We start from the raw sequence: 17802 nt of genomic DNA on the forward strand, positions 1-17802 counted from the left end.
CGTCTCGCCCGACAACGACATAACGAACAACAATGGAGGCTTTATTGATGGGCAAGGTAGTGGTGGTCACCTCGGGCAAGGGGGGCGTCGGCAAGACGACCTCGACCGCGGCTCTGGGGGCGGCGGTCGCCAAGACCGGCAAGAAGGTGGCGCTGGTGGATTTCGATGTCGGCCTGCGAAACCTCGATTTGATCATGGGCGCCGAGCGGCGCGTGGTGTTCGACCTCGTCAACGTCATCCAGGGCTCGGCAAAGCTGTCGCAGGCGCTGATCCGCGACAAGCGGGTGGAGACGCTGTTCCTGCTGCCGGCCTCGCAGACGCGCGACAAGGATGCGCTGACCGAGGAGGGCGTGGCCGAGGTCATCGGCAAGCTGCGCTCGGTGTTCGACTATGTCTTCTGCGACAGCCCAGCCGGCATCGAGCGCGGCGCGCAACTCGCCATGCGCTTTGCCGACGAGGCGGTCATCGTCACCAATCCGGAAGTGTCGTCGGTGCGCGATTCCGACCGCATCATCGGCCTGCTCGATTCCCGCACCTTGCGCGCCGAGGAGGGCGAGCAGATCGCCAAGCATGTGCTGGTCACGCGCTACGACGCGGGACGCGCCGCGCGCGGTGAAATGCTGTCCATCGACGATGTGCTGGAGATCCTGTCGGTGCCGCTGCTCGGCATTATCCCCGAGAGCCAGGATGTGCTGCGCGCCTCCAACCTCGGTTCGCCGGTGACGCTGTCGGAGCCGCTGAACGCCGCTGCCAAGGCTTACATCGACGCGGCCAAGCGGCTCGAGGGCGAACAGCTGCCGGTCATCGTGCCCTTCGAGCGCAAGGGCTTCCTGGATCGTCTTTTGGGAAGGAGGGCGGCATGAACCTGCTCGACATCTTCAAGCGGCGCACCAGCGCGCCGGTGGCGCGCGAACGGCTGCAAGTGCTTCTCGCCTATGAGCGCCGCAACCGCAGCCAGCCCGATCTCGTCTCCATCCTGCGCGAAGAGATCATGGCGGTGATCGCCAAGCATGTGCAGATCGACCAGGATTATCTGCAAGTCTCGATGGACCGCGGCGAGACCATGTCGACGCTGGAGATCGACATCCAGATCCCCAACAAGAGCGCGGTGCCGCTGGCCATGGCGGGGTGAGGGCACTTTACCCTCCCCCTTGTGGGGAGGGTCGATCCGCAAAGCGGATCGGGGTGGGGGTCTGCGCGGACCTCCGCCATCTTGGGTTCCTCTCCCAGACTTCGTGAGGGAAGAGGAAATCCACATCCCCCACGGTCAGCGCTAGTACCCCCGCCCGGACCTGCGGTCCGACCTCCCCACAAGGGGGAGGTAGGGGGCCAGCGCCTCTCCCCAAAAAACATTCAACCAACTAGTTGACTATCTAAAATCTCGCCTCTATATTCAACTACATGGTTGAATTAGAGACGCCCCAGATGGACCAGGTTTTTCACGCCCTTGGCGACGCCACGCGCCGGAACATGCTTAACCACCTCGCCGGCGGCGAGCGTACGGTGAGCGAGTTGGCACAGCCCTTTGCCATGTCGCTGGCCGCCGCCTCCAAGCACATCAAGGCGCTGGAGCATGCCGGGCTGATCCGGCGTGAAGTGCGCGGCCGCACCCATGTCTGCCGCCTCGAGGCCCGCCCGCTGGCCACCGCCTATCAGTGGCTCGGCCAATACGCGCGTTTCTGGAACAGCCGCCTCGATGTCCTCGAACAGCTTTTGCGCGAGGAGGCGGGGCGCAAAACGTCGACAACGCCGTCAACGCCGGCACCGGCAAATCTAGAACCATCCAAGCCGGAATCACCCAAGCCAGACACATCCAGGCCAACATCATCCGAGGGAGACGACCGATGAACCAGATGAACAGCTTCGACGGCTACGCCCAGCTGATCCAGCCGGCCACTTTGAGGATCGAACGGCTTTTGCCCGGAACCAGGGAGCGCGTCTGGGAATATCTGACGCAGAGCGACCTGCGCCGCCAATGGCTGGCGGCCGGCGACATGGAGATGGAGGAAGGCTCTTCCTTCGAGCTGGTCTGGCGTAATGACGAACTGACCGACCCGCCCGGCGACAGGCCGGCCAGCTTCAGTGGCGGCGAGCAGCGGATGCACAACCAGATCGTCGAATGCGATCCGCCGCGCAAGCTCACCATCACCTGGAACGGCAGCGGCAATGTCACCTTCGAATTGGCGCAGCGCGGCGACGACGTCTTGCTTACCCTGGTCCACCGCCGCCTGCCGGACCGCTCGAGCCTGATGATGCATGCCGCAGGCTGGCACGTGCATCTCGACCTCCTGGTTGCCCGCGTGGCGGCCGAGAAGCCCGAACCGTTCTGGGACAGCTTTAGCCGTATCGTGGCGGAATACGACCGGCGCCTGCCGGCCTGACCTGACCTGACGCATCGCCCGGTCCAACCGGGCACCATCGATCCCTTGCGCCGGATGCCGGCGCAGGGGCCGGCGAAACACGCGCCTTCGCCAGACACCGCGGCGCGCCAGCGGAAATGAAACCAGGCAACGTGCTTGCATCCCGCAAGCCCGAAGGAGGAAGTCATGCGTAAATTGATCACCGGAATGAAGATCTCCATCGACGGCAAGATGGAAGGCCCCGAAGGCTTCGCCGACTGGGTCGACAACTGGTCGGAGGAATACGGCCTGATGCCCGGGATCGACGCCTGCCTGCTCGGCGGCGTCATGTATGCCGGTTATGAGCGCTACTGGAGCGCGATCCAACAGAACGAGCCGGACCAGCCATTGCCGATGACCGGCAGACTGGTCGACCCGGCCGAACTCGAATGGGCGCGCTTTGCCGCGAAAACCCCGCACTATGTGCTGTCGAACACCATGACTTCGGCCGCCTGGGCCTCGACGCGCTTCCTGCGCCGCCTCGACGACGTCGCGGCGCTGAAGCGCGAGCCCGGCAAGAACATCTACCTCATGGGCGGCGCCCGCATCACCGCCAGCCTGATCGAAGCCGGCCTGGTCGATGAAATGCGGCTGATCGTCTATCCGCTGCTCGCCGGCGAAGGCAAGGCGCTGTTCGGCACGGTGCACGCCCGGCACGGACTGGAGCTGCGCAAGGCCGAGGCGCTGTCGGATGGACGTGTGAGCCTGGTGTATGGGCTGGCGAGCTAGCTTCTTTTCCTCTCCCTCCGGAGGGGGGAGAGGTGGCGCCGCGAAGCGGCGACGGAGTGGGGGAAGGCGCTCATGAAACCCACGGTCGCCGCCTCCGGCAAGCAGGCAATCGGGCGGATGTGATGGACGGTCGACCCCCACTCCGTCGAGCTTCGCTCGACACCTCTCCCCCGATCGACGGGGGAGAGGAAATGCGTCGGCGTTCGCCTCCCACCCTTGCCCTATCAACAGCCCGCTCGTGCCACACGACAGCCAGGCCCTTTATCCCTATCTCCGGCCTGCGCTACGGCCGGCTGGTCGCGCGGGGAGGGACTGGAATTGACGTCGACGCCGATTGCCGCAGCTGAAGCGAAGGCCTTGCCGATCGGCGCGTTGCTTGGCGCCATGGTGTCGATCCAGATCGGCGCCACCTTCGCCAAGGGCCTGTTTCCGCTGATCGGCGCCAATGGCACCACGGCGCTGCGGCTGGTCGTGGGCGCGCTGATGCTGGCGGCGGTGCTGAGGCCGTGGCGGGTGCGGCCGTCGCGCGCCGTGCTGCCCTGGCTCATCGCCTACGGCGTCAACCTCGCGGCGCTGAACCTTTTGTTTTACGCAGCGCTCGCCAGAATTCCGCTCGGCGTCGCGGTGGCGCTCGAATTCTCCGGCCCGCTGCTCGTGGCGACGCTGTCGTCGCGGCGCGCCACCGACTTCGTCTGGGTGGTGCTGGCCGTTGCCGGCATATTGCTGTTGTCGCCCTTCATCCACTCCGGCAGTGCACTCGACCCGCTCGGCGTGATGCTGGCGCTGGCCGCCGGCGGCTGCTGGGCGCTCTACATCGTCTTTGCGCAAAAGGCGGGCGCCGAGCTTGGCAGCCAGACCACGGCTTACGGGCTGGTCATTGCCGCTGCTCTCGCCCTGCCGTTCGGCCTCGCCGAGGCGGGTACCGGCCTGATCGCACCCGCGATCCTGGTCAGCGCGCTGCTGGTCGGGCTGTTCTCCAGCGCCTTGCCGTTCTGGCTGGAGATGGTGGCGCTGACCCGGATGCCGGCCAGGCTCTACGGCACGCTGACTTGTCTGGAGCCGGCGCTGGGCGCGCTGGCCGGCTTCCTGTTCCTGCACGAGATCCTGAGCCCGTTGCAATGCGCGGGCATCGCCGCCGTGGTCGTCGCCGCCTTCGGAGCCGCGCTGACCACCAAGCCGCCGGTGCCATCGCCGGAATAGGTGCCTGAAATGGGTATGTGACGCCGATGCCGTGGTCCGCCGGTCCCGTGTCCGGTTGCTCAAGCGCCTGCAGCATCGATATATGGATCGATGTATGTGCAGGAGATCCAGATGAGCAGGGCCGACAGCATTGCTTGAGCCGTCCGTGATCAAGGCAATACTCCTTGTCGGGTTCGCCGCTGTCGTTGCGGCTCTCGCCTGGCGGCTGGCGCGGTCTCGTCTCAGAGCCCGGCTTCGTGAAGATCCGGCCAGCGACTACGCCCTGCGCCGGGACTGGTCGGGCAACCACGGCAAGCTCAATCATTCGTCCTTTGTCTATTTCGATGCCGATCGCGACGGCCGCTACGGGCTCGGCGACCGCCCGATGGCCGGCATCATGGTCAGACTGCATGATGGCGACGGCCGCTTCGTCGCCGCGGCGCGGAGCAACCGCGGCGGCTTTGCCAATTTCCTGGCGTCGGCGAAACGTCGGGCCGCGCCCATCCATGTGCCGGGCAGCTACCGCTTCACCGTGTCGGTTCCGCCCGGCTGGCGCTCCAGCAGCGCCAACGAGGTCCAGTCGCAGCACCTCCGGCCGCTGCCGGGCTCGCCCACCGGGCTGGCCTCGGAAGCAATGCTGCAGCCGGTCGGCCTGTTTGCGATACGCCGGCTCAGCGGCCGCGTAGCGGACGGTGCTTCGGCGAGCATCTCGGTGATGGCGAAAGGGCAAGAGGTGGCAGTGCATCCGCTAAGTGCTGGGGCTGGCTTCCGTCTCGATCTGCCCGATGACGCCGACGCGATCGAAATCACCGGCGGTGGCATGGAACGACGACTGGCCTTGTCGGCCTACCCGACCGAACTCGGCCTGCTGTCGCCCGAGAACGCGGCTGTCGACAGCGCCGCGTCCTTGCAGGCCATCGGTTTCGACGATGTCACGACGCGCGGCCTGCGCAAGGTGCCGTCCGGTTATGCCGGGTTGACCTGGTTCAACCTGAACGCACTGGCGCGCGATCATACCGAAGGCAGCGAAGGCTACGTCAACGGCAATATCTCGGGAGACCATGTCTGCTATACGAGCAGCGGACACCCGGCCGAATTGTCGAGCGACAAACCGTTCGGGTTCCATTCCGTGATGCTGACAGCGGCATGGTTGAAGTCCGAAGGCGAAACCGCACTGGTCGAGAGCTGGCTTGGCGACCGGCTGATCGCCAGCGACACGATCGTCCTGTCGGCACTGGCGCCCGTCCACTATGCGCCGATGCTGGCGGCGGTGACGCGCGTGCGTTTTTCAACGAGCCACTATTGGCAGCTCGTGCTCGACGATCTGGTGGTTGTGCGCTGAAGCGTGTCGCGATCAATCGGGGTGAAAGGGTTTATCGCGGATTGGAAGCACCGTTCGCGGTGACCTGCGAGAGCTTGCCTTTTTGACCAGCACCGGTTTCAGATAGGTTTTCTTCATTTCCACTCTCCACGTCGGGCACCCAAAGCCCTGTTCCCGGCCAGACGGCACGAGGCGTCCGGATGATCGGCTGTTAGATGGTGACCGGCCCGGAGCCGTTACCATTATCGGCTGTAACCTGCGAGAGCTTGCCCTTCTTGACCAGCACCGGCTTCGAATAGGTCTTCTTCATGCCGCATCTCCAGTGTCAGGCGGGCCGCCAGATCAGGCGACAGTCGGACTCAACGACCTCACTCGATCGGGCCGGAACCCGCTCCATTGGCGAGCGCCGTAACCTGCGAAAGCTTGCCTTTTTTGACCAGAACAGGCTTCGAATAGGTTTTCTTCATAGTGAATCCTCCAAGCTTACGCGATAATGCCAGACGGATCGGCACTGTCAACCTTCGCGGCCTCGCTGTCCCATCCCGGTTTTTCTTGGCGCCGATGCGCTAACTGCAAGTCCACCTTCATCGACAAAGCGTTGTTCTTGGGCGTGCATGGCGTGGCCGGGTTGCGGTGCGAAAAATGTCCGAAACTGCGGCGGGTCTGGCCTGGTTGGTCGGCCTGCTCAAACAGAGCGGCAATGCAGCGCGGACTGGCCCAGCCTAAACATTGGCCTTGCCGTCGCGCCGCACTCACAGTTCCTTCTCCGCCAGTTCGCGGAAGGCGTCGGGAACCGAGCGCCGGGCTTCCAGCGCCACGGCGCCATAGCCGACAGCCTCTCTGCCAAAGCGCTGGCGGATCTTGTCGATGGCGCGGTCGGCGCCAAAGCGCGCCAGGCCTTGCCTGCTGCCGGGCCGTTGCTTTTCGTCGGCAAGCCCGAGCGGCAGCTCCAACTGTAGCTCGACACTTTCTTCCAGCTGCGACACCGAGATCGCCAGCAGCGAGATGGTCTTCTCCCGAGGGTTGGCGGCCAGCACGCCGCGCACCAGCTCCCCGGCGATTTCGGCCAGCATCGCGGTTGCCGAAATCGGCTGCTCGAGCGTCAGCGAGCGTGTGACAGCGTGCAGATCGGCGAAACGCACGCGCACCGTCACCGTGCGCCCGGGCCGTGATTTCGCCCTGAGCCGGCTGGCGACCCGGTCTGCCAGATGCAGCAGGACGGGTCCGAAGATACGCGCCTCGGCCGGCCGTCTGCCAAGCGCCGACTGCGCGCCGGCGGAATGCGACCGCCTGTGGGTTTCGAGCTTTCGCGGGTCGCGGTTCCATGCCAGCGACGACAGCTTTTCGCCGGCGGCGGGCCCGAGCAATCTTCGCAGCGCCCCACCATGCGTCTTTGCCAACTGGCCGATGGTCTCGATGCCGATCTCGGCCAGCCGCGCTCTGGTCGCCGGGCCGACGCCCCACATCAGCCCGACCGGCAGATCATGCAGGAAGGCAAGTTCGGTGTCCGGATCGACCACCACCAGCCCGTCGGGCTTGGCCACCTGCGAGGCGATCTTGGCCAGATGCTTGGTGCGCGCCACGCCGATCGAGATCGGCAGGCCGAGCTCTGCCCGGACGCGCCGACGCACCGTGGCGGCGATCTCGGCCGGCGGCCCGAACAGATGCGTGCAGCCGGCGACGTCGGCAAAGGCTTCATCGATGGAAATCCGCTCGACCAGCGGCGTGAAATCGTCGAGCACCTTGATGGCGGCGTCGCCCAGCCGCTGATAGTCGGCGAAATGGCCGCCGACGAAAATCAGTCCGGGGCAAAGCTCGCGCGCGCGTCGTCCGGGCATGCCGCCGCGCACGCCGAAAACCCTGGCTTCGTAGGAGGCGGCAAGCACGACGCCGCCGCCGACGGCGATCGGCTTGCCCCTGAGCGCCGGGTCGAGCAACTGCTCGACCGAGGCGTAGAAGGCGTCGAGATCCGCATGCAGGATGGTGGGCTCCATCCCGACCGTTCCCTTTGCGGCGTTGCAGCATTAGCCGCGTCTGTTGTGAGAGGCGTTTTTGCCGAACAAATAGAGAACAAACAGGGCCTATTGTCAAGCGAAGCGGTTGTCGCCGGCCGGTCCGTTCCAGATCGGGCTGTCGAGTGCTCCGCCTGGGCATCGGACCTGCGGAACATTGTCTCTCGCCTCAGCGTTCATATCCGCGACGGGACGCTGTTTTTGTGGAGGCCGGTATGGGCCAGTTCGAGATGATCGACCTCGTCAGCGTCGTTGACGCCTGCACGAGCGATCGCGTTGCCGGGCACTGCGTGTCAATGGCCAGGGCGGTAGAGGAGTTGCGAGTGCTGACCGGTGATTTCGTGTCGCCGGACGAGACGGTGGCCAACGCGCTGTCGGCAGTGGCGCTGGGGCGCGGCTGCGCGGTGGTGTTCGACGAGCGAGCGGGCGCCGACATCTTGCTGACGCCGTAGCGCGGCGGCGCCGGGTTTGGCAGCCAGAAAAGTCGAACAGCGTGCAAAAAGCTGTGCAGGCATGGCCCCATAACCGGGGCGTGGAAAAGGTCTGCGCGTGGGTGTATTCTCCAGGTCGCAAGCGGTCGCAGACCGCATAGGGGGAGAAATGACATGCCGAGGGTTTCAGAACTCTTTTTCAAAACTGCCATCTTGTTCCTGATGTTGGGGATTGCGGCCGGCCTGCAGATGGCGATCTCGGGTGACCACGCCGCTTTTCCGGCGCACGCGCATATCAATCTGCTCGGTTGGGTGACGAGCGCCATCTTCGGCGGCTACTACGCGCTCAATCCGCAAAAGGCGGCGCGTCGCATCGCCATGATCCACTACGGGCTCTACACACTCGGCCTGGTGATCATGCTGCCGGCGCTGTATGTGATGCTGCAGGGAAACCCGGCGCTTGAACCGATCGTCGCCGGCGGCTCGCTCATCGTCGCCGCTGCCGTTCTGGTTTTTGCTTTCGTGGTGTTTTCGCCCGAAACGGCGCGCTCGGTGTCCGGCGTGGTGCCGGCTTCTCGCTGACTGTTCGCGCAGCGATCAAGTCCGACCCGCGTTCGCGACCCGCGACGCGGGTTGGCCAGCCCGATGGACAGCCGCTGGTTTGCGGTGTCTACCGCCGCGTGGGCGACCATAACTGAGCCCCACACGTATTATTTCGTGACTATTTGGCGCCGGAACCTTCCCAGATATCGCGCGTTGCGGCGACTGTATTCGCGCTGCCTTATATATAGGCAGCCTTGAGTACGTCCACAGCATGGGTTGGGGGAGGAGCAGGACACCATGTCGAACAGAGAAATCGGAACGTCGGCCTCGCTGGGCCGACGCATCGCCGATCTGAAAGCCAGGATGCGAGACGCCAGCGTTACTGAACACGAGATGCAGACCTTCCAGAAGGTCGCAGCCATCATGGGAGGTGTCGAAGGCTCCCTACGCCTCGACGCCGACGACCTGATCGCGGCGTCCTTCGTCACCGAGGCGCTCGGCGATCCCGGGTCGAATTGAAGCCATGCGCCCGTCGGCACTAAGTGCCGGCGGTCGATGGGCCGTTACGCCGGTCGTCTGCGATACTGGAGCGTGTGCGACCGCCTGCGGCGGACAATCTCTTGCGCACTTTGAAGATTTCAGGCGAGCGGCCTCAACGGCGCTTGGAACATTGGACTTCGCGTTCGTGCTCTCGGCTGCCTCGCGGCTGTCGAAGGTGTGTCGCCGTCGCCGTCCAGTCCTTGACCACAAGGGCTAAATTAACCAAACCGCCAAGGCGCCTTAAACGAAGGATCCGACCAGCCGGATCCTTCGAAATATCAATCGCGATGCTCCGGCATCGCCTTCAGCTCATCCTTGGTCCAACTGGTGACGGCGTGGACGTCCCGGGAAACCTCTCGAAAGTCCGCGGTCGCTGCCCTTACACCTCGTCGAACGGGCCGCCGCGCCTCGCCAGGTCGTGACCAATGGCGGCTTCCTCGGCGTCGTCGGGCAAGGCATCGTCACTGTCCTGGTAGGGGTTGTCGTCATCCTCCTCGGGCAGTTCGCCTTCCTTCTCGACTCCGGTGGTGTCCGGCAGGCTTTCCTCATCTGCTCCGTCGGGCAGGACCGTTGCGCCACGCAGCGCATCCCAATCCTGCCGGCGCGGCGTCGGCGCTTCCACCTCGTCATTGGCCATCCTGTCGCGGGCATCGTTTTTGCTCGGTGGCGCCTCGACCTCGTCATTGGGTTTTCTGTTTCGTTCTTCCATGATTGCCTCCTCCGGGCGGCTTTGCGTCGAGAAGGTGGAACTCACTTCCGGCTGTCAGGTTCCGGCAACCACTCCATCTCCGTGGAACCAATTGCCGCCAGTCTGCTTTGCCAAGGACTAGTCTGCTTTGCCAAGGAGATGAATCCAGAGGAGCTGGACCATGAAGACTTTCCCCCTCATCCCATGCGTGCTGCTCTTGGCGCTGGCCGACCCGGCGGCTGCGCAGGACAATGGCGACCAGCACGGCCCTGCCGCGCCTTGCCAGGCGCAGCCTCAGGACGATGGTCAGAAGCCGCCGGTCGCCAATGGCGGTGGCGAATCGACCAGCACGCTCGGTCCCTGCGGCGGCGTGCTGCAGCCGCCGCCCAGTGGTGACCAGGGTATGACGCAGCCGCCGCCGGATCAGGGCAAGACGCCGGTGATCAAGCCTGGCGAGGTGCCTGCGCAGCCGCCGAAGCAATGACCTTTGCTTGAAACTTCACGGCGTGGCACGAAGGCGGTCGGTTCCGGTCTTGGCCGGGCGACGCGGTCACCGGATCAATGCCGGCGCCGGCCGCAATCGCCACCGGAATTGGAGCCGTGCATCATCCATGTCGACGGTCTCCTGAGGGATTGTGCTTCAATGCGAATCTTGCGGGTGCGGGTTCTGCTGGCATGACCGGGAAGCCGATCAATTTAGTCTCCGCTTGCGGAACAAGACCGTACCGGCTGCGTTTGCCTCCAGGAGCCCGCCACCTCGATCTGCGCTGTTTTCGCCTCATGCGGGAACACGGCGGAGCTCGCCAACAACGACAGGAGACGAAGATGAAAACCATCCTTATTCCCGCCGTCGCCGGGCTCGCCATGATCGCTGGTATCGGCATTGCCGCCGCCGACGAGGTCATCGTCACGCAGCCGGCACAGCAGCAGGTGATCATCACCCCGGAACAGCGCACGGTCGTGCACCAGTACGTAAAGAAACATCCGCTTGCCTCGGTCAATCTGCTCGGCGTCGAATTGAATGTCGGCACTGCCTTGCCTGACACTGTCGAGCTGCAGGAGGTTCCGGACGTTCAGTACAGATACGCCGTCGTCGACAACCATACCGTGTTGGTCGACCCCAGCACGCGCAGGATTGTCGAGGTGGTCGAGTAACGCTCGACAACCTAACCATTCATCGGTGATACGGCCCTGTCGTTCTTCCTAAAAGGGCGGCAGGGCCGAATGACGAACATGATGAAAGGAGAATTGCCATGTTGCCGCATGTCGAGACCCCGAACTCCGCCAATGTTGCGGCGTGTTGCGACAAGTTGCTGGCCGAGCGCAACACGGCGCTGTTATCGATGAAGGAAGCGATCGCGCTCCTGCGGGAGCGCACCGGCACCGATCGTTCGGATGCCGACCTCGCGGGGCTGATCGTCAAGAAAGCGGCGCTGCTCGGCGTTGCGGTGATTTCCGACCCGCGCTGAAATGTCTCGTCACTCAAGACGCCGGCCGAATTTTCGGCTAATGTTTTCGTGGAATCTGGACCAACCGACCGGACCCAACCACGGAGGCTTAAGTGACGGACGACAAACAGGACCGCATTCGCCAGCGCGCGCACGAGATCTGGGAAAAGGCCGGCCGGCCTGAAGGCGCGCATCAGGAACACTGGGAGCAGGCCACGGCTGAAGTCGATGGCGCGGTCGCCAAGCCCAAAAAGGCAGCGAAGAATGCTGACGCCAAGCCCGCCAAGGCAGCCGCCAAGCCAAAGGCCGCGAAGCCTGCCGCCGCAAAGTCCGGCAAAGCCAAATCGAAATAAGGCCAGAAATAAGGCCAGTCGAAATAAAGCAAGGCCGGAATTCGCTGGCCGGGCCATCCTTGGCGTTCGCCGTTCAGCGCGCCCGAGCCTCTCAACCTGACGAATTGCGCCTGCGATGGGCAGCGCAATTCCTTGTGTTTCGCGACAGGCGCCCTCATGCCTCCCAGGCATAACTCGACAGCGCAAAGCGAATCCCGGCAGCTGTCATAGCCAGTTCGCATTCGGTGATCTGGCGCAGGTGGCGCAGATAGCGCGTCACGGTCTGTGGCAGCCAGCCGGCGCAGGCCTCGACATAGGCGCGGCTGTGAACAAGGGTGCCGGTCGACAGCCTCTCGTCCTTCTCGGCAACGACTTTCAGATATTGGCGGATGAAGCGGATGTCGTCGGCGATGTCCTGGCTGGCCATTCGCCAGGCCCCGGCGAGGCGTTGGCACTGATCGAATGACAAGGGCAACAAAGGGGGCGGCAATAAAGGCGGCGGCAACGACGGAGATGACGGCAAAGGACGAGAGAGATCGGCGAAGGCAACATGGTTCGCTGTGCTCAAGGACATTCCTCTCTGCGAAAAGAGATATCGTACTTTATGTACGAATGAGCGTCAAGCCAATTCGTACAGTTGGGACGATGACAATGAATATAGCAGCGGTCGCTTCAGCTAATCACGCATCGTGAATCCTTCAGGACTCGCACCAATTTCGCGGAGGGATTTTCCCAGGATGGTGTTGACTGTTTCCCTCGTGTCGGCGTCGAACAGGTTCAGGCCGCGCCGGATCGTCTCGCGCCAGTTTTCGCCCTTGTCCCACGCTTCCATGAAGGCGAAGGCAAGGTCGTCCTGGCGACGTGTGGCTTCGAGCGCTTGGGTCAGCAGGCGCGCTTGATGGAGATCCTTCTCCCGCTTGGCGCCAGCGCTCGGCCCGCGTCGCGAGGCGACGATCAGCTTGTGGATGGCGTAGCGCTGGGGCGAGGGGACCAGCACAGGCAAGCCCCAGCGATGCAGCAGCACAGTTCGGATGGGGTCGCGGATAAGGAAATCCAGAAACCGTAAGGGCTGCGCGGAGGCTCTGCCGTTTTCTTATAATTACGTTTATCAGCTTGAATTTCAACGCAGTTATAAGAAATTCGTGGAAATCTTATAACGCAACGAACTGACGAGTCGCTCTGAACGCCCGGGCGCCCGGCCCGTCTGGCCCAAAACACTTTGCCGCAGTGCCTTCAACAAACGGCTTCCCCACTGTCGCGAACAATGCTTTAACCCGCTCATCCACAGGGGTGCTCCGTATGGTCGGGGCTGAGATGAGGGCGGCAAGCCTTCGGACCCTAAAGCTGATCTGGATAATACCAGCGGAGCGAGGCGGGCGATGTTTTCAGGCGCACAGATTTCCCTTTATCCCATGACCGACGATTTCGTCGGCGTCATCCTCGGCGCGCTCGGCGCGCTCGATCCCTGGCGCGACCGGCTGCGGATCGAAACCGATGACATCTCGACCCTTATGGTCGGGCCGCCCGAGGTGCTGTTTCCCGCCATGCGCGACCTGTTCGTCGCGGCGGCCAAAAGCGGCAAGCACTGCGTGCTTTCGGCGGCGGTCTCGCGCGGCTGTCCGGGCGAGCCCGACGATCCGATCTGCCGCTCCGACGAGACCGGCGGCCCCGCCATTCCGCTGGACGAGCGCAAGATCGCCGCGATCCGCGCTGTCCAGGCCACGCCGTCGACCGGCCAGCCGGTGGCGGCGCAGTTCTCGCTCTACGTTATGGGCACGGGCGACCATATGGACGAGATCTACGGCTGCATCGATTTCCTGAAACAGTCCGGCGTCTTTGAGCGCCCAAAGAACTTCTGCACCAAATTGCGTGGCGATGCCGGTGCGGTGTTTGCCACGCTCAACGAGGCCTTCTGCCGCTTCGGCCCCGGCGCCGGCCACGTCACCCTCGACATCACGATCTCGGCGAACAGCCCGAGCGCCGTCTGAGCCGCGGCTCAAGCGTCGTTCCTCGAGGATATTGCCGTGGCTGGTTTATCTGACCCATTGCGTGGAGGAGATGCCTCTGACACCTCAGCACAAAGAGGAGGGGAGCCATTGGCGATTGGCGAAGACCGCGATGCCCACGAATCTCCCCCCTCGAGCAGGAGATGGCCGGCAGGCCAGAGGGGGTCCCAGCGCGTGGAGCGCCGACGTCCTTTTCGCATCGGCAAGGCGTGGGCGCTCCATGCGAGACGACCCCCTCTGTCGCCTTCGGCGACATCTCCCCCTCGAGGGGGGAGATTAGCCGCAGCCATCGCCAAGACCATCCCCGCCGCCTGCGCCTCCGCCCTGCTCCTCGCGGCGTGGGAGCTCTACGCCCGCTATGGTGGCGCTGCGCCCACCATGCTGCCGGCGCCGTCGCGCGTGCTGCAGCAGGCCTGGGAGCATCGCGCCGCCCTTGCCGACAACACGCTGCCCACCATCCGCGCCACATCAGCCGGCTTCGCCTGCTCGTTGGTCGCTGCCTTCGTGCTTTCGGCGCTGGTCGATTTCTTGGCCCCGCTGCGCCGCGCGCTGTTTCCGCTGCTGATCGTCAGCCAGACCTTGCCGCTGGTCGCGATCGCGCCGCTCATCGTGCTGTGGTTCGGCTTCGGGCTGATGCCAAAAATCCTGCTTGTGGCGCTCGTCACCTTCTTCCCGATGATGGTCGCGCTGGTCGAAGGTTTTGCTGCGACCAGCAAGGAGATTTCGCAGATGCTCGCCGCCATGGGGGCAGGGCGCTGGCGTATCTTCTGGCTGGCGCGCCTGCCTTCGGCGCTGCCCTATTTCTTCGCCGGGCTGCGCATCTCCATCACCTACGCCGTCGTCGGCGCGATCTTCGCCGAATATGCGGGGGCGGCGAAGGGGCTGGGCATCTACATGCTGAATGCCAAAAATAATTTCCGCCCCGATCTGGTGCTCGCCGCGGTCGCCGTCAGCGCCGCGCTCACGCTTGTCTTGTTCGCCATTTCGGTGCTCGTCCAGCGCTTCGCCATGCCTTGGGAGAATGCAGGGAGCGAAAGCCGCGACGGCAAGGTTGAAGCTGCAGAAGAGAACCGTCAATGACGCGGCTCGAACTCCGGGACATCAGGAAGAACTTCGGCGCGCTTGAGGTGCTCGCCGGCATTTCGCTTCATGTCGCGGCCGGCGAGTTCGTCTCCATCCTCGGCCCTTCCGGCGCCGGCAAGTCGACGCTGTTCCAGTTGCTGACCGGCGCGCTGAAAGGCGAGGGCGACATGCGCTTCGACGGCGCACCATTGCAGGGCAGCCCCTTCGCCTTCATGCCGCAGCGCGACGCGCTGATGCCGTGGCGACGCGTCATCGACAATGTGACGCTGGGGCTGGAAGTTCAGGGTCTTGGCCGCAAGGCGGCACGCGAGCACGTCGCGCCGCTGTTTGCCGAGTTCGGCCTTGCCGGCTTTGAGCGCGCCTGGCCGGCGGAGCTTTCCGGCGGCATGCGCCAGCGCGCCGCCCTTTTGCGCACCGTGGTGCAGCAGCGCGACATGCTGCTGCTCGACGAGCCCTTTGGCGCGCTGGATGCACTGACCCGCGCGGGTATGCAGCGCTGGCTGGAAGGCATGTGGCAGCGCCACCGCTGGACCGCGCTGCTGATCACCCATGACGTGCGCGAAGCCGTCTACCTCTCCGATCGAATCTATCTGATGTCGGCGCGGCCGGCCCGCATCATCGGCGAGATTGCCGTGCCGCTGCCGCGCCCGCGCACCACCGGCAGCGATGCCGCGCGCCAGGCCGCCGCGCTCGAAGCCGACATCCTCGACACGCTGCTCAATCCCGGGACTGACCGGGGCTTGTTTCCGCAGACCGCTCAAAGGAGTTTTTCATGACCGAATTCACACGCCGGCAGGCTTTGCTGCTGACGCTGGCCGCCGGATTGCCGCTGGCCTCGCGCGCTCATGCGGCTGCGCAAAAAATCACCGTCGCGCTCGACTGGACGGTCAACACCAACCATGTCGGCCTGTTCGTTGCCCGCGACAAAGGGTTCTACCACGAGGCTGGGCTCGATGTTGAGATCCTGCCCTATGGCGATACTGGCGCCGGCACGCTGGTCGCCAACCGCATCGCCGATTTCGGCATTGCCGGCGTCGGCCTGTTCACCCAGCGGGCTGCCGGCGCCGATCTCAAGGCGGTCTACGCCGTGGTCCAGCAGGAGACCGGCCGGTTGGTCTTCAACGCGGATCGCGGCGAGATCAAGAGTCCCAGGAATCTCGACGGTCTGACCTATGGCGGCTTCGGCAGCGCCTGGGAAAACACGCTGATCTCGACCATCATCCGCCACGATGGCGGCAAGGGCGTTTTCGAGACGGTGACATTAGGCACCTCGGCCTATGAGGCGCTGGCCAACGGCTCGGTCGACTTCACGCTCGAGGTCTCGACCTGGGAAGGCGTCGCTGCCGAGCTGAAAGGCGTCAGGCAGCGCGGCTTCCGCTACGCCGACTACGGCGTCCCCGACGAGCACACCACCTTGATCGCCTCCAGCAATGCATATCTCCAGGCAAACCCGAAGGCCGCATCGGCCTTCGTCGAGGCAACGCGGCGCGGCTACCAATTTGCCTGCGATCACCCGCAGGAAGCCGGCGATCTGCTGATGGCTTCCAACAGGGATGCGCTGACCGACCCGGCGCTGATCCACGCTTCGCTGAAAATGCTGGTCGACGGACACTTCTTGCGCAGCCAGGACGGCGTCATCGGCACCATCGACAGGGCCAAGATCGAGGCGATGGGAATCTATCTCTTCAACGCCGGCATATTGCTCGATGGCGATGGCAAGGTTCTGAAGGAGAAGCCGGATTTCGGGGGGTATTTTACGAACGAGTTTTTGGGCGCGTAATCTCCCCCCTCGAGGGGGAGATGTCGCCGAAGGCGACAGAGGGGGTCGGTACGTCCTGACGCGACTTCCTATCGCGGACAGAGGACGTCAGCGCCTTACGCGCGGCGACCCCCTCTGGCCTGCCGGCCATCTCCCCCTCGAGGCGGGAGATTGCGCCTCACCGCCTTCTCCCTCACATATCGATCATCGAGCGCTTCACCCGGCCGATGATGGTGATGGCGCCTTCGAGCGCCGGCGGCGGGATGTCCATGTAGGAGGCCGGCTGGAAGGGCGGGTTCTCGTTGGGGCGGTAACGCTTGTAGGTGGCGTGGCCGGATTCGTCCGAAATGACGTAGCAGCCATTGGTCACCAGCCGCTTGTCCCTGAGGTTGACGAAGATGATCGAATCCGGTGGCGAGATCTTGTTCATCGACGGGCCGTCGACGCGCAGAGCAATCCATTGGCCCTGCTCCAGATCGGTGGTGGGGATGGTCGGATAGTCGCTGAGATTGACCACCATGTCCTGGCTGCCGAGTTCGCCGGCGCTGATCCACGAGACGATGGGCACATCGACGGTGGCCAGCGACGGCATCGGGATCTGCCGGCCCGACTCGTCAAAGCCGAAATGGCCACCCGAAAGGCCGCCGCCATCGCCGTTGAACAAGAGCCAGCCGGGATCGACGCCGAACAGACGACCGTATTTCTCCGCCGCCTTGCGCGACAGCGGCCGGTTACCGTTCTCGTGACTGATCAGCGTGTTCTTGTTGATGTCGCGCAATGCCCGCGCCGCGTCGCTCGGCGAGGCATAACCCGCCTCCGCCCGTGCCTGCTGCAATCTATGCCTCGGTTCCTGCATCGTACAAACTGCCTGAAATTTATCGTCCAACACGTACGATTTCGCTTGCGTACGTTTCGTACATATCGTACGCTTAGCGCATGATCGAACAAACTGCAAGCGTTTCCGCAGACATCGTCAGCTTTCTCCCATCGTCCGGGCTGTCCTCCTCCCCGGTCCGGACGCAAACCGGGGCTCTTGCCCCGGATCCGGTCGAACCGTCGTTCCCCCGATCGACCGGAACGGCCGGAGCCGCTCCTCTCCCGGCTCCGGCCACCTCTTCGGCCCATGGCGCCGCCAGTGCGCCAAGGGCTGTTTCCGGCGGGCAGGGCATCTCCTGCATCCGCACGGAAGACGGCACCGTCATCCTGTTCGACCGGCTGACGGGCAGGGCGGTTTCCGCCCTCACCAAAGCGGCCGCCGAAGCCGCCTTGCGGCATCTCGCCAGCGCGCTGCCGGCCGCCAGTATCGGCTGACCGCACCGACCATCCGCTCTG

General features: G+C 64.3%; 25 protein-coding genes, 2 pseudogenes and 1 riboswitch. Of the genes and pseudogenes, 19 read left to right on the forward strand and 8 right to left on the reverse strand.

Features of this window, described 5'->3' with window-relative positions; all coding sequences use genetic code 11:
- Window positions 1–47: 47 nt before the first annotated feature.
- The 7 genes from minD to NLY37_RS03790 all read left to right on the forward strand — a co-directional run bounded on the left by minD (window position 48) and on the right by NLY37_RS03790 (window position 5649).
- A complete protein-coding gene (gene minD / locus NLY37_RS03760; RefSeq protein ID WP_023670342.1) occupies window positions 48–863 on the forward strand; it encodes a septum site-determining protein MinD in 816 nt (271 codons plus the stop codon).
- Window positions 860–1132 (forward strand): cell division topological specificity factor MinE, encoded by a 273-nt coding sequence (minE, locus tag NLY37_RS03765; protein WP_023684809.1) that lies wholly within the window; start codon window positions 860–862, stop codon window positions 1130–1132. Before minD ends, minE begins: the two co-directional genes overlap by 4 nt.
- Window positions 1133–1401: 269 nt before the next feature.
- Window positions 1402–1848, forward strand: coding sequence for an ArsR/SmtB family transcription factor (locus NLY37_RS03770; protein WP_023742369.1), 447 nt, complete (start codon window positions 1402–1404; stop codon window positions 1846–1848).
- Window positions 1845–2381, forward strand: coding sequence for an SRPBCC family protein (locus tag NLY37_RS03775; protein ID WP_023684811.1), 537 nt, complete (start codon window positions 1845–1847; stop codon window positions 2379–2381). Before NLY37_RS03770 ends, NLY37_RS03775 begins: the two co-directional genes overlap by 4 nt.
- A gap of 165 nt (window positions 2382–2546) precedes the next feature.
- The gene (locus NLY37_RS03780; RefSeq protein WP_031246339.1) at window positions 2547–3128 is read left to right on the forward strand and encodes a dihydrofolate reductase family protein; all 582 of its coding nucleotides are present in this window, start codon (window positions 2547–2549) and stop codon (window positions 3126–3128) included.
- Window positions 3129–3446: 318 nt separating this feature from the next.
- A complete protein-coding gene (locus NLY37_RS03785; RefSeq protein ID WP_023742371.1) occupies window positions 3447–4328 on the forward strand; it encodes an EamA family transporter in 882 nt (293 codons plus the stop codon).
- 145 nt (window positions 4329–4473) lie between these two features.
- Window positions 4474–5649, forward strand: a complete 1176-nt coding sequence (locus NLY37_RS03790; RefSeq protein WP_023742372.1) for a hypothetical protein — start codon at window positions 4474–4476, stop codon at window positions 5647–5649.
- A 190-nt stretch (window positions 5650–5839) separates the two neighbouring features.
- Here NLY37_RS03790 and NLY37_RS03795 read toward each other — a convergent pair whose 3' ends face one another.
- The 3 genes from NLY37_RS03795 to dinB all read right to left on the reverse strand — a co-directional run bounded on the left by NLY37_RS03795 (window position 5840) and on the right by dinB (window position 7622).
- On the reverse strand, window positions 5840–5938 hold the full coding sequence (locus tag NLY37_RS03795; RefSeq protein WP_023670350.1) for a hypothetical protein: 99 nt from the start codon (window positions 5936–5938) through the stop codon (window positions 5840–5842).
- 58 nt (window positions 5939–5996) lie between these two features.
- Window positions 5997–6095 carry a hypothetical protein gene (locus tag NLY37_RS03800; protein WP_023670351.1) on the reverse strand — a complete coding sequence of 33 codons (99 nt, stop codon included), beginning with the start codon at window positions 6093–6095 and terminating at the stop codon, window positions 5997–5999.
- Window positions 6096–6380: 285 nt separating this feature from the next.
- Entirely contained in the window at window positions 6381–7622 is a 1242-nt protein-coding gene (gene dinB, locus NLY37_RS03805; protein ID WP_023742373.1) for a DNA polymerase IV, read from the reverse strand.
- Window positions 7623–7855: 233 nt separating this feature from the next.
- Here dinB and NLY37_RS03810 point away from each other — a divergent pair, with 233 nt between their 5' ends.
- From NLY37_RS03810 to NLY37_RS03820, 3 genes are all read left to right on the forward strand, one after another.
- Window positions 7856–8092 (forward strand): hypothetical protein, encoded by a 237-nt coding sequence (locus NLY37_RS03810; RefSeq protein ID WP_023689015.1) that lies wholly within the window; start codon window positions 7856–7858, stop codon window positions 8090–8092.
- 153 nt (window positions 8093–8245) lie between these two features.
- Window positions 8246–8653, forward strand: coding sequence for a heme-copper oxidase family protein (locus NLY37_RS03815; RefSeq protein WP_023684822.1), 408 nt, complete (start codon window positions 8246–8248; stop codon window positions 8651–8653).
- Window positions 8654–8911: 258 nt separating this feature from the next.
- Window positions 8912–9133 (forward strand): hypothetical protein, encoded by a 222-nt coding sequence (locus tag NLY37_RS03820; protein ID WP_023670355.1) that lies wholly within the window; start codon window positions 8912–8914, stop codon window positions 9131–9133.
- 299 nt (window positions 9134–9432) lie between these two features.
- On the opposite strand, the pseudogene NLY37_RS30905 reads toward NLY37_RS03820, so the two are convergent.
- Window positions 9433–9567, reverse strand: a pseudogene (locus tag NLY37_RS30905) (PRC-barrel domain containing protein); the annotation flags it as partial.
- The gene (locus NLY37_RS03830; protein ID WP_023742374.1) at window positions 9534–9863 is read right to left on the reverse strand and encodes a hypothetical protein; all 330 of its coding nucleotides are present in this window, start codon (window positions 9861–9863) and stop codon (window positions 9534–9536) included. The gene NLY37_RS03830 and the pseudogene NLY37_RS30905, both read right to left, overlap by 34 nt.
- 160 nt (window positions 9864–10023) lie before the next feature.
- Between NLY37_RS03830 and NLY37_RS03835 the strand changes: the two genes are divergently transcribed.
- The 4 genes from NLY37_RS03835 to NLY37_RS03850 all read left to right on the forward strand — a co-directional run bounded on the left by NLY37_RS03835 (window position 10024) and on the right by NLY37_RS03850 (window position 11643).
- On the forward strand, window positions 10024–10326 hold the full coding sequence (locus NLY37_RS03835; RefSeq protein WP_023684824.1) for a hypothetical protein: 303 nt from the start codon (window positions 10024–10026) through the stop codon (window positions 10324–10326).
- Window positions 10327–10667: 341 nt separating this feature from the next.
- Window positions 10668–10997: a DUF1236 domain-containing protein gene (locus NLY37_RS03840; RefSeq protein ID WP_023670359.1), complete on the forward strand. Its 330-nt coding sequence runs from the start codon at window positions 10668–10670 to the stop codon at window positions 10995–10997.
- Between the two features lie 98 nt (window positions 10998–11095).
- The gene (locus NLY37_RS03845; protein ID WP_023670360.1) at window positions 11096–11311 is read left to right on the forward strand and encodes a hypothetical protein; all 216 of its coding nucleotides are present in this window, start codon (window positions 11096–11098) and stop codon (window positions 11309–11311) included.
- Between the two features lie 92 nt (window positions 11312–11403).
- On the forward strand, window positions 11404–11643 hold the full coding sequence (locus tag NLY37_RS03850) for a DUF2934 domain-containing protein (RefSeq protein ID WP_023742375.1): 240 nt from the start codon (window positions 11404–11406) through the stop codon (window positions 11641–11643).
- A gap of 154 nt (window positions 11644–11797) precedes the next feature.
- Here NLY37_RS03850 and NLY37_RS03855 read toward each other — a convergent pair whose 3' ends face one another.
- Entirely contained in the window at window positions 11798–12049 is a 252-nt protein-coding gene (locus NLY37_RS03855) for a hypothetical protein (RefSeq protein ID WP_023684826.1), read from the reverse strand.
- Window positions 12050–12298: 249 nt separating this feature from the next.
- A pseudogene (locus tag NLY37_RS03860) lies at window positions 12299–12697 on the reverse strand (GSU2403 family nucleotidyltransferase fold protein); the annotation flags it as partial.
- Between the two features lie 201 nt (window positions 12698–12898).
- Window positions 12899–13011: riboswitch (TPP riboswitch) on the forward strand.
- Between NLY37_RS03860 and NLY37_RS03865 the strand changes: the two are divergent.
- The 4 genes from NLY37_RS03865 to NLY37_RS03880 all read left to right on the forward strand — a co-directional run bounded on the left by NLY37_RS03865 (window position 13002) and on the right by NLY37_RS03880 (window position 16491).
- Window positions 13002–13610: a YkoF family thiamine/hydroxymethylpyrimidine-binding protein gene (locus NLY37_RS03865; RefSeq protein ID WP_023742377.1), complete on the forward strand. Its 609-nt coding sequence runs from the start codon at window positions 13002–13004 to the stop codon at window positions 13608–13610. (Overlaps the previous riboswitch by 10 nt.)
- Window positions 13611–13865: 255 nt before the next feature.
- On the forward strand, window positions 13866–14708 hold the full coding sequence (locus NLY37_RS03870; protein WP_023742378.1) for an ABC transporter permease: 843 nt from the start codon (window positions 13866–13868) through the stop codon (window positions 14706–14708).
- Window positions 14705–15487, forward strand: coding sequence for an ABC transporter ATP-binding protein (locus NLY37_RS03875; RefSeq protein ID WP_023742379.1), 783 nt, complete (start codon window positions 14705–14707; stop codon window positions 15485–15487). The genes NLY37_RS03870 and NLY37_RS03875 overlap by 4 nt, the downstream gene beginning before the upstream one ends.
- Window positions 15484–16491 (forward strand): ABC transporter substrate-binding protein, encoded by a 1008-nt coding sequence (locus NLY37_RS03880; RefSeq protein WP_023742380.1) that lies wholly within the window; start codon window positions 15484–15486, stop codon window positions 16489–16491. Before NLY37_RS03875 ends, NLY37_RS03880 begins: the two co-directional genes overlap by 4 nt.
- A 172-nt stretch (window positions 16492–16663) precedes the next feature.
- Here the strand turns inward: NLY37_RS03880 and NLY37_RS03885 are convergent, their stop codons facing one another.
- Complete coding sequence (locus tag NLY37_RS03885) at window positions 16664–17326, reverse strand: LexA family transcriptional regulator (RefSeq protein ID WP_023742381.1); 663 nt, start codon at window positions 17324–17326, stop codon at window positions 16664–16666.
- Between the two features lie 80 nt (window positions 17327–17406).
- Between NLY37_RS03885 and NLY37_RS03890 the strand changes: the two genes are divergently transcribed.
- Complete coding sequence (locus tag NLY37_RS03890) at window positions 17407–17781, forward strand: hypothetical protein (RefSeq protein WP_023742382.1); 375 nt, start codon at window positions 17407–17409, stop codon at window positions 17779–17781.
- The last annotated feature ends 21 nt before the right edge of the window (window positions 17782–17802 follow it).

Origin of the sequence: Mesorhizobium sp. C395A, from assembly GCF_030323205.1 — a bacterium.
Lineage (GTDB): Bacteria > Pseudomonadota > Alphaproteobacteria > Rhizobiales > Rhizobiaceae > Mesorhizobium.

Excerpts from the sequence above, each read along its gene's own strand:
- minD (WP_023670342.1), top strand. The coding sequence starts at position 48 with ATGGGCAAGGTAGTGGTGGTCACCTCGGGCAAGGGGGGCGTCGGCAAG.
- minE (WP_023684809.1), top strand. The coding sequence starts at position 860 with ATGAACCTGCTCGACATCTTCAAGCGGCGCACCAGCGCGCCGGTGGCG.
- NLY37_RS03770 (WP_023742369.1), top strand. The coding sequence starts at position 1,402 with ATGGTTGAATTAGAGACGCCCCAGATGGACCAGGTTTTTCACGCCCTT.
- NLY37_RS03775 (WP_023684811.1), top strand. The coding sequence starts at position 1,845 with ATGAACCAGATGAACAGCTTCGACGGCTACGCCCAGCTGATCCAGCCG.
- NLY37_RS03780 (WP_031246339.1), top strand. The coding sequence starts at position 2,547 with ATGCGTAAATTGATCACCGGAATGAAGATCTCCATCGACGGCAAGATG.
- NLY37_RS03795 (WP_023670350.1), bottom strand. The coding sequence starts at position 5,938 with ATGAAGAAGACCTATTCGAAGCCGGTGCTGGTCAAGAAGGGCAAGCTC.
- NLY37_RS03800 (WP_023670351.1), bottom strand. The coding sequence starts at position 6,095 with ATGAAGAAAACCTATTCGAAGCCTGTTCTGGTCAAAAAAGGCAAGCTT.
- dinB (WP_023742373.1), bottom strand. The coding sequence starts at position 7,622 with ATGGAGCCCACCATCCTGCATGCGGATCTCGACGCCTTCTACGCCTCG.
- NLY37_RS03810 (WP_023689015.1), top strand. The coding sequence starts at position 7,856 with ATGGGCCAGTTCGAGATGATCGACCTCGTCAGCGTCGTTGACGCCTGC.
- NLY37_RS03815 (WP_023684822.1), top strand. The coding sequence starts at position 8,246 with ATGCCGAGGGTTTCAGAACTCTTTTTCAAAACTGCCATCTTGTTCCTG.
- NLY37_RS03820 (WP_023670355.1), top strand. The coding sequence starts at position 8,912 with ATGTCGAACAGAGAAATCGGAACGTCGGCCTCGCTGGGCCGACGCATC.
- NLY37_RS03830 (WP_023742374.1), bottom strand. The coding sequence starts at position 9,863 with ATGGAAGAACGAAACAGAAAACCCAATGACGAGGTCGAGGCGCCACCG.
- NLY37_RS03835 (WP_023684824.1), top strand. The coding sequence starts at position 10,024 with ATGAAGACTTTCCCCCTCATCCCATGCGTGCTGCTCTTGGCGCTGGCC.
- NLY37_RS03840 (WP_023670359.1), top strand. The coding sequence starts at position 10,668 with ATGAAAACCATCCTTATTCCCGCCGTCGCCGGGCTCGCCATGATCGCT.
- NLY37_RS03845 (WP_023670360.1), top strand. The coding sequence starts at position 11,096 with ATGTTGCCGCATGTCGAGACCCCGAACTCCGCCAATGTTGCGGCGTGT.
- NLY37_RS03855 (WP_023684826.1), bottom strand. The coding sequence starts at position 12,049 with ATGGCCAGCCAGGACATCGCCGACGACATCCGCTTCATCCGCCAATAT.
- NLY37_RS03865 (WP_023742377.1), top strand. The coding sequence starts at position 13,002 with ATGTTTTCAGGCGCACAGATTTCCCTTTATCCCATGACCGACGATTTC.
- NLY37_RS03875 (WP_023742379.1), top strand. The coding sequence starts at position 14,705 with ATGACGCGGCTCGAACTCCGGGACATCAGGAAGAACTTCGGCGCGCTT.
- NLY37_RS03880 (WP_023742380.1), top strand. The coding sequence starts at position 15,484 with ATGACCGAATTCACACGCCGGCAGGCTTTGCTGCTGACGCTGGCCGCC.
- NLY37_RS03885 (WP_023742381.1), bottom strand. The coding sequence starts at position 17,326 with ATGCAGGAACCGAGGCATAGATTGCAGCAGGCACGGGCGGAGGCGGGT.
- NLY37_RS03890 (WP_023742382.1), top strand. The coding sequence starts at position 17,407 with ATGATCGAACAAACTGCAAGCGTTTCCGCAGACATCGTCAGCTTTCTC.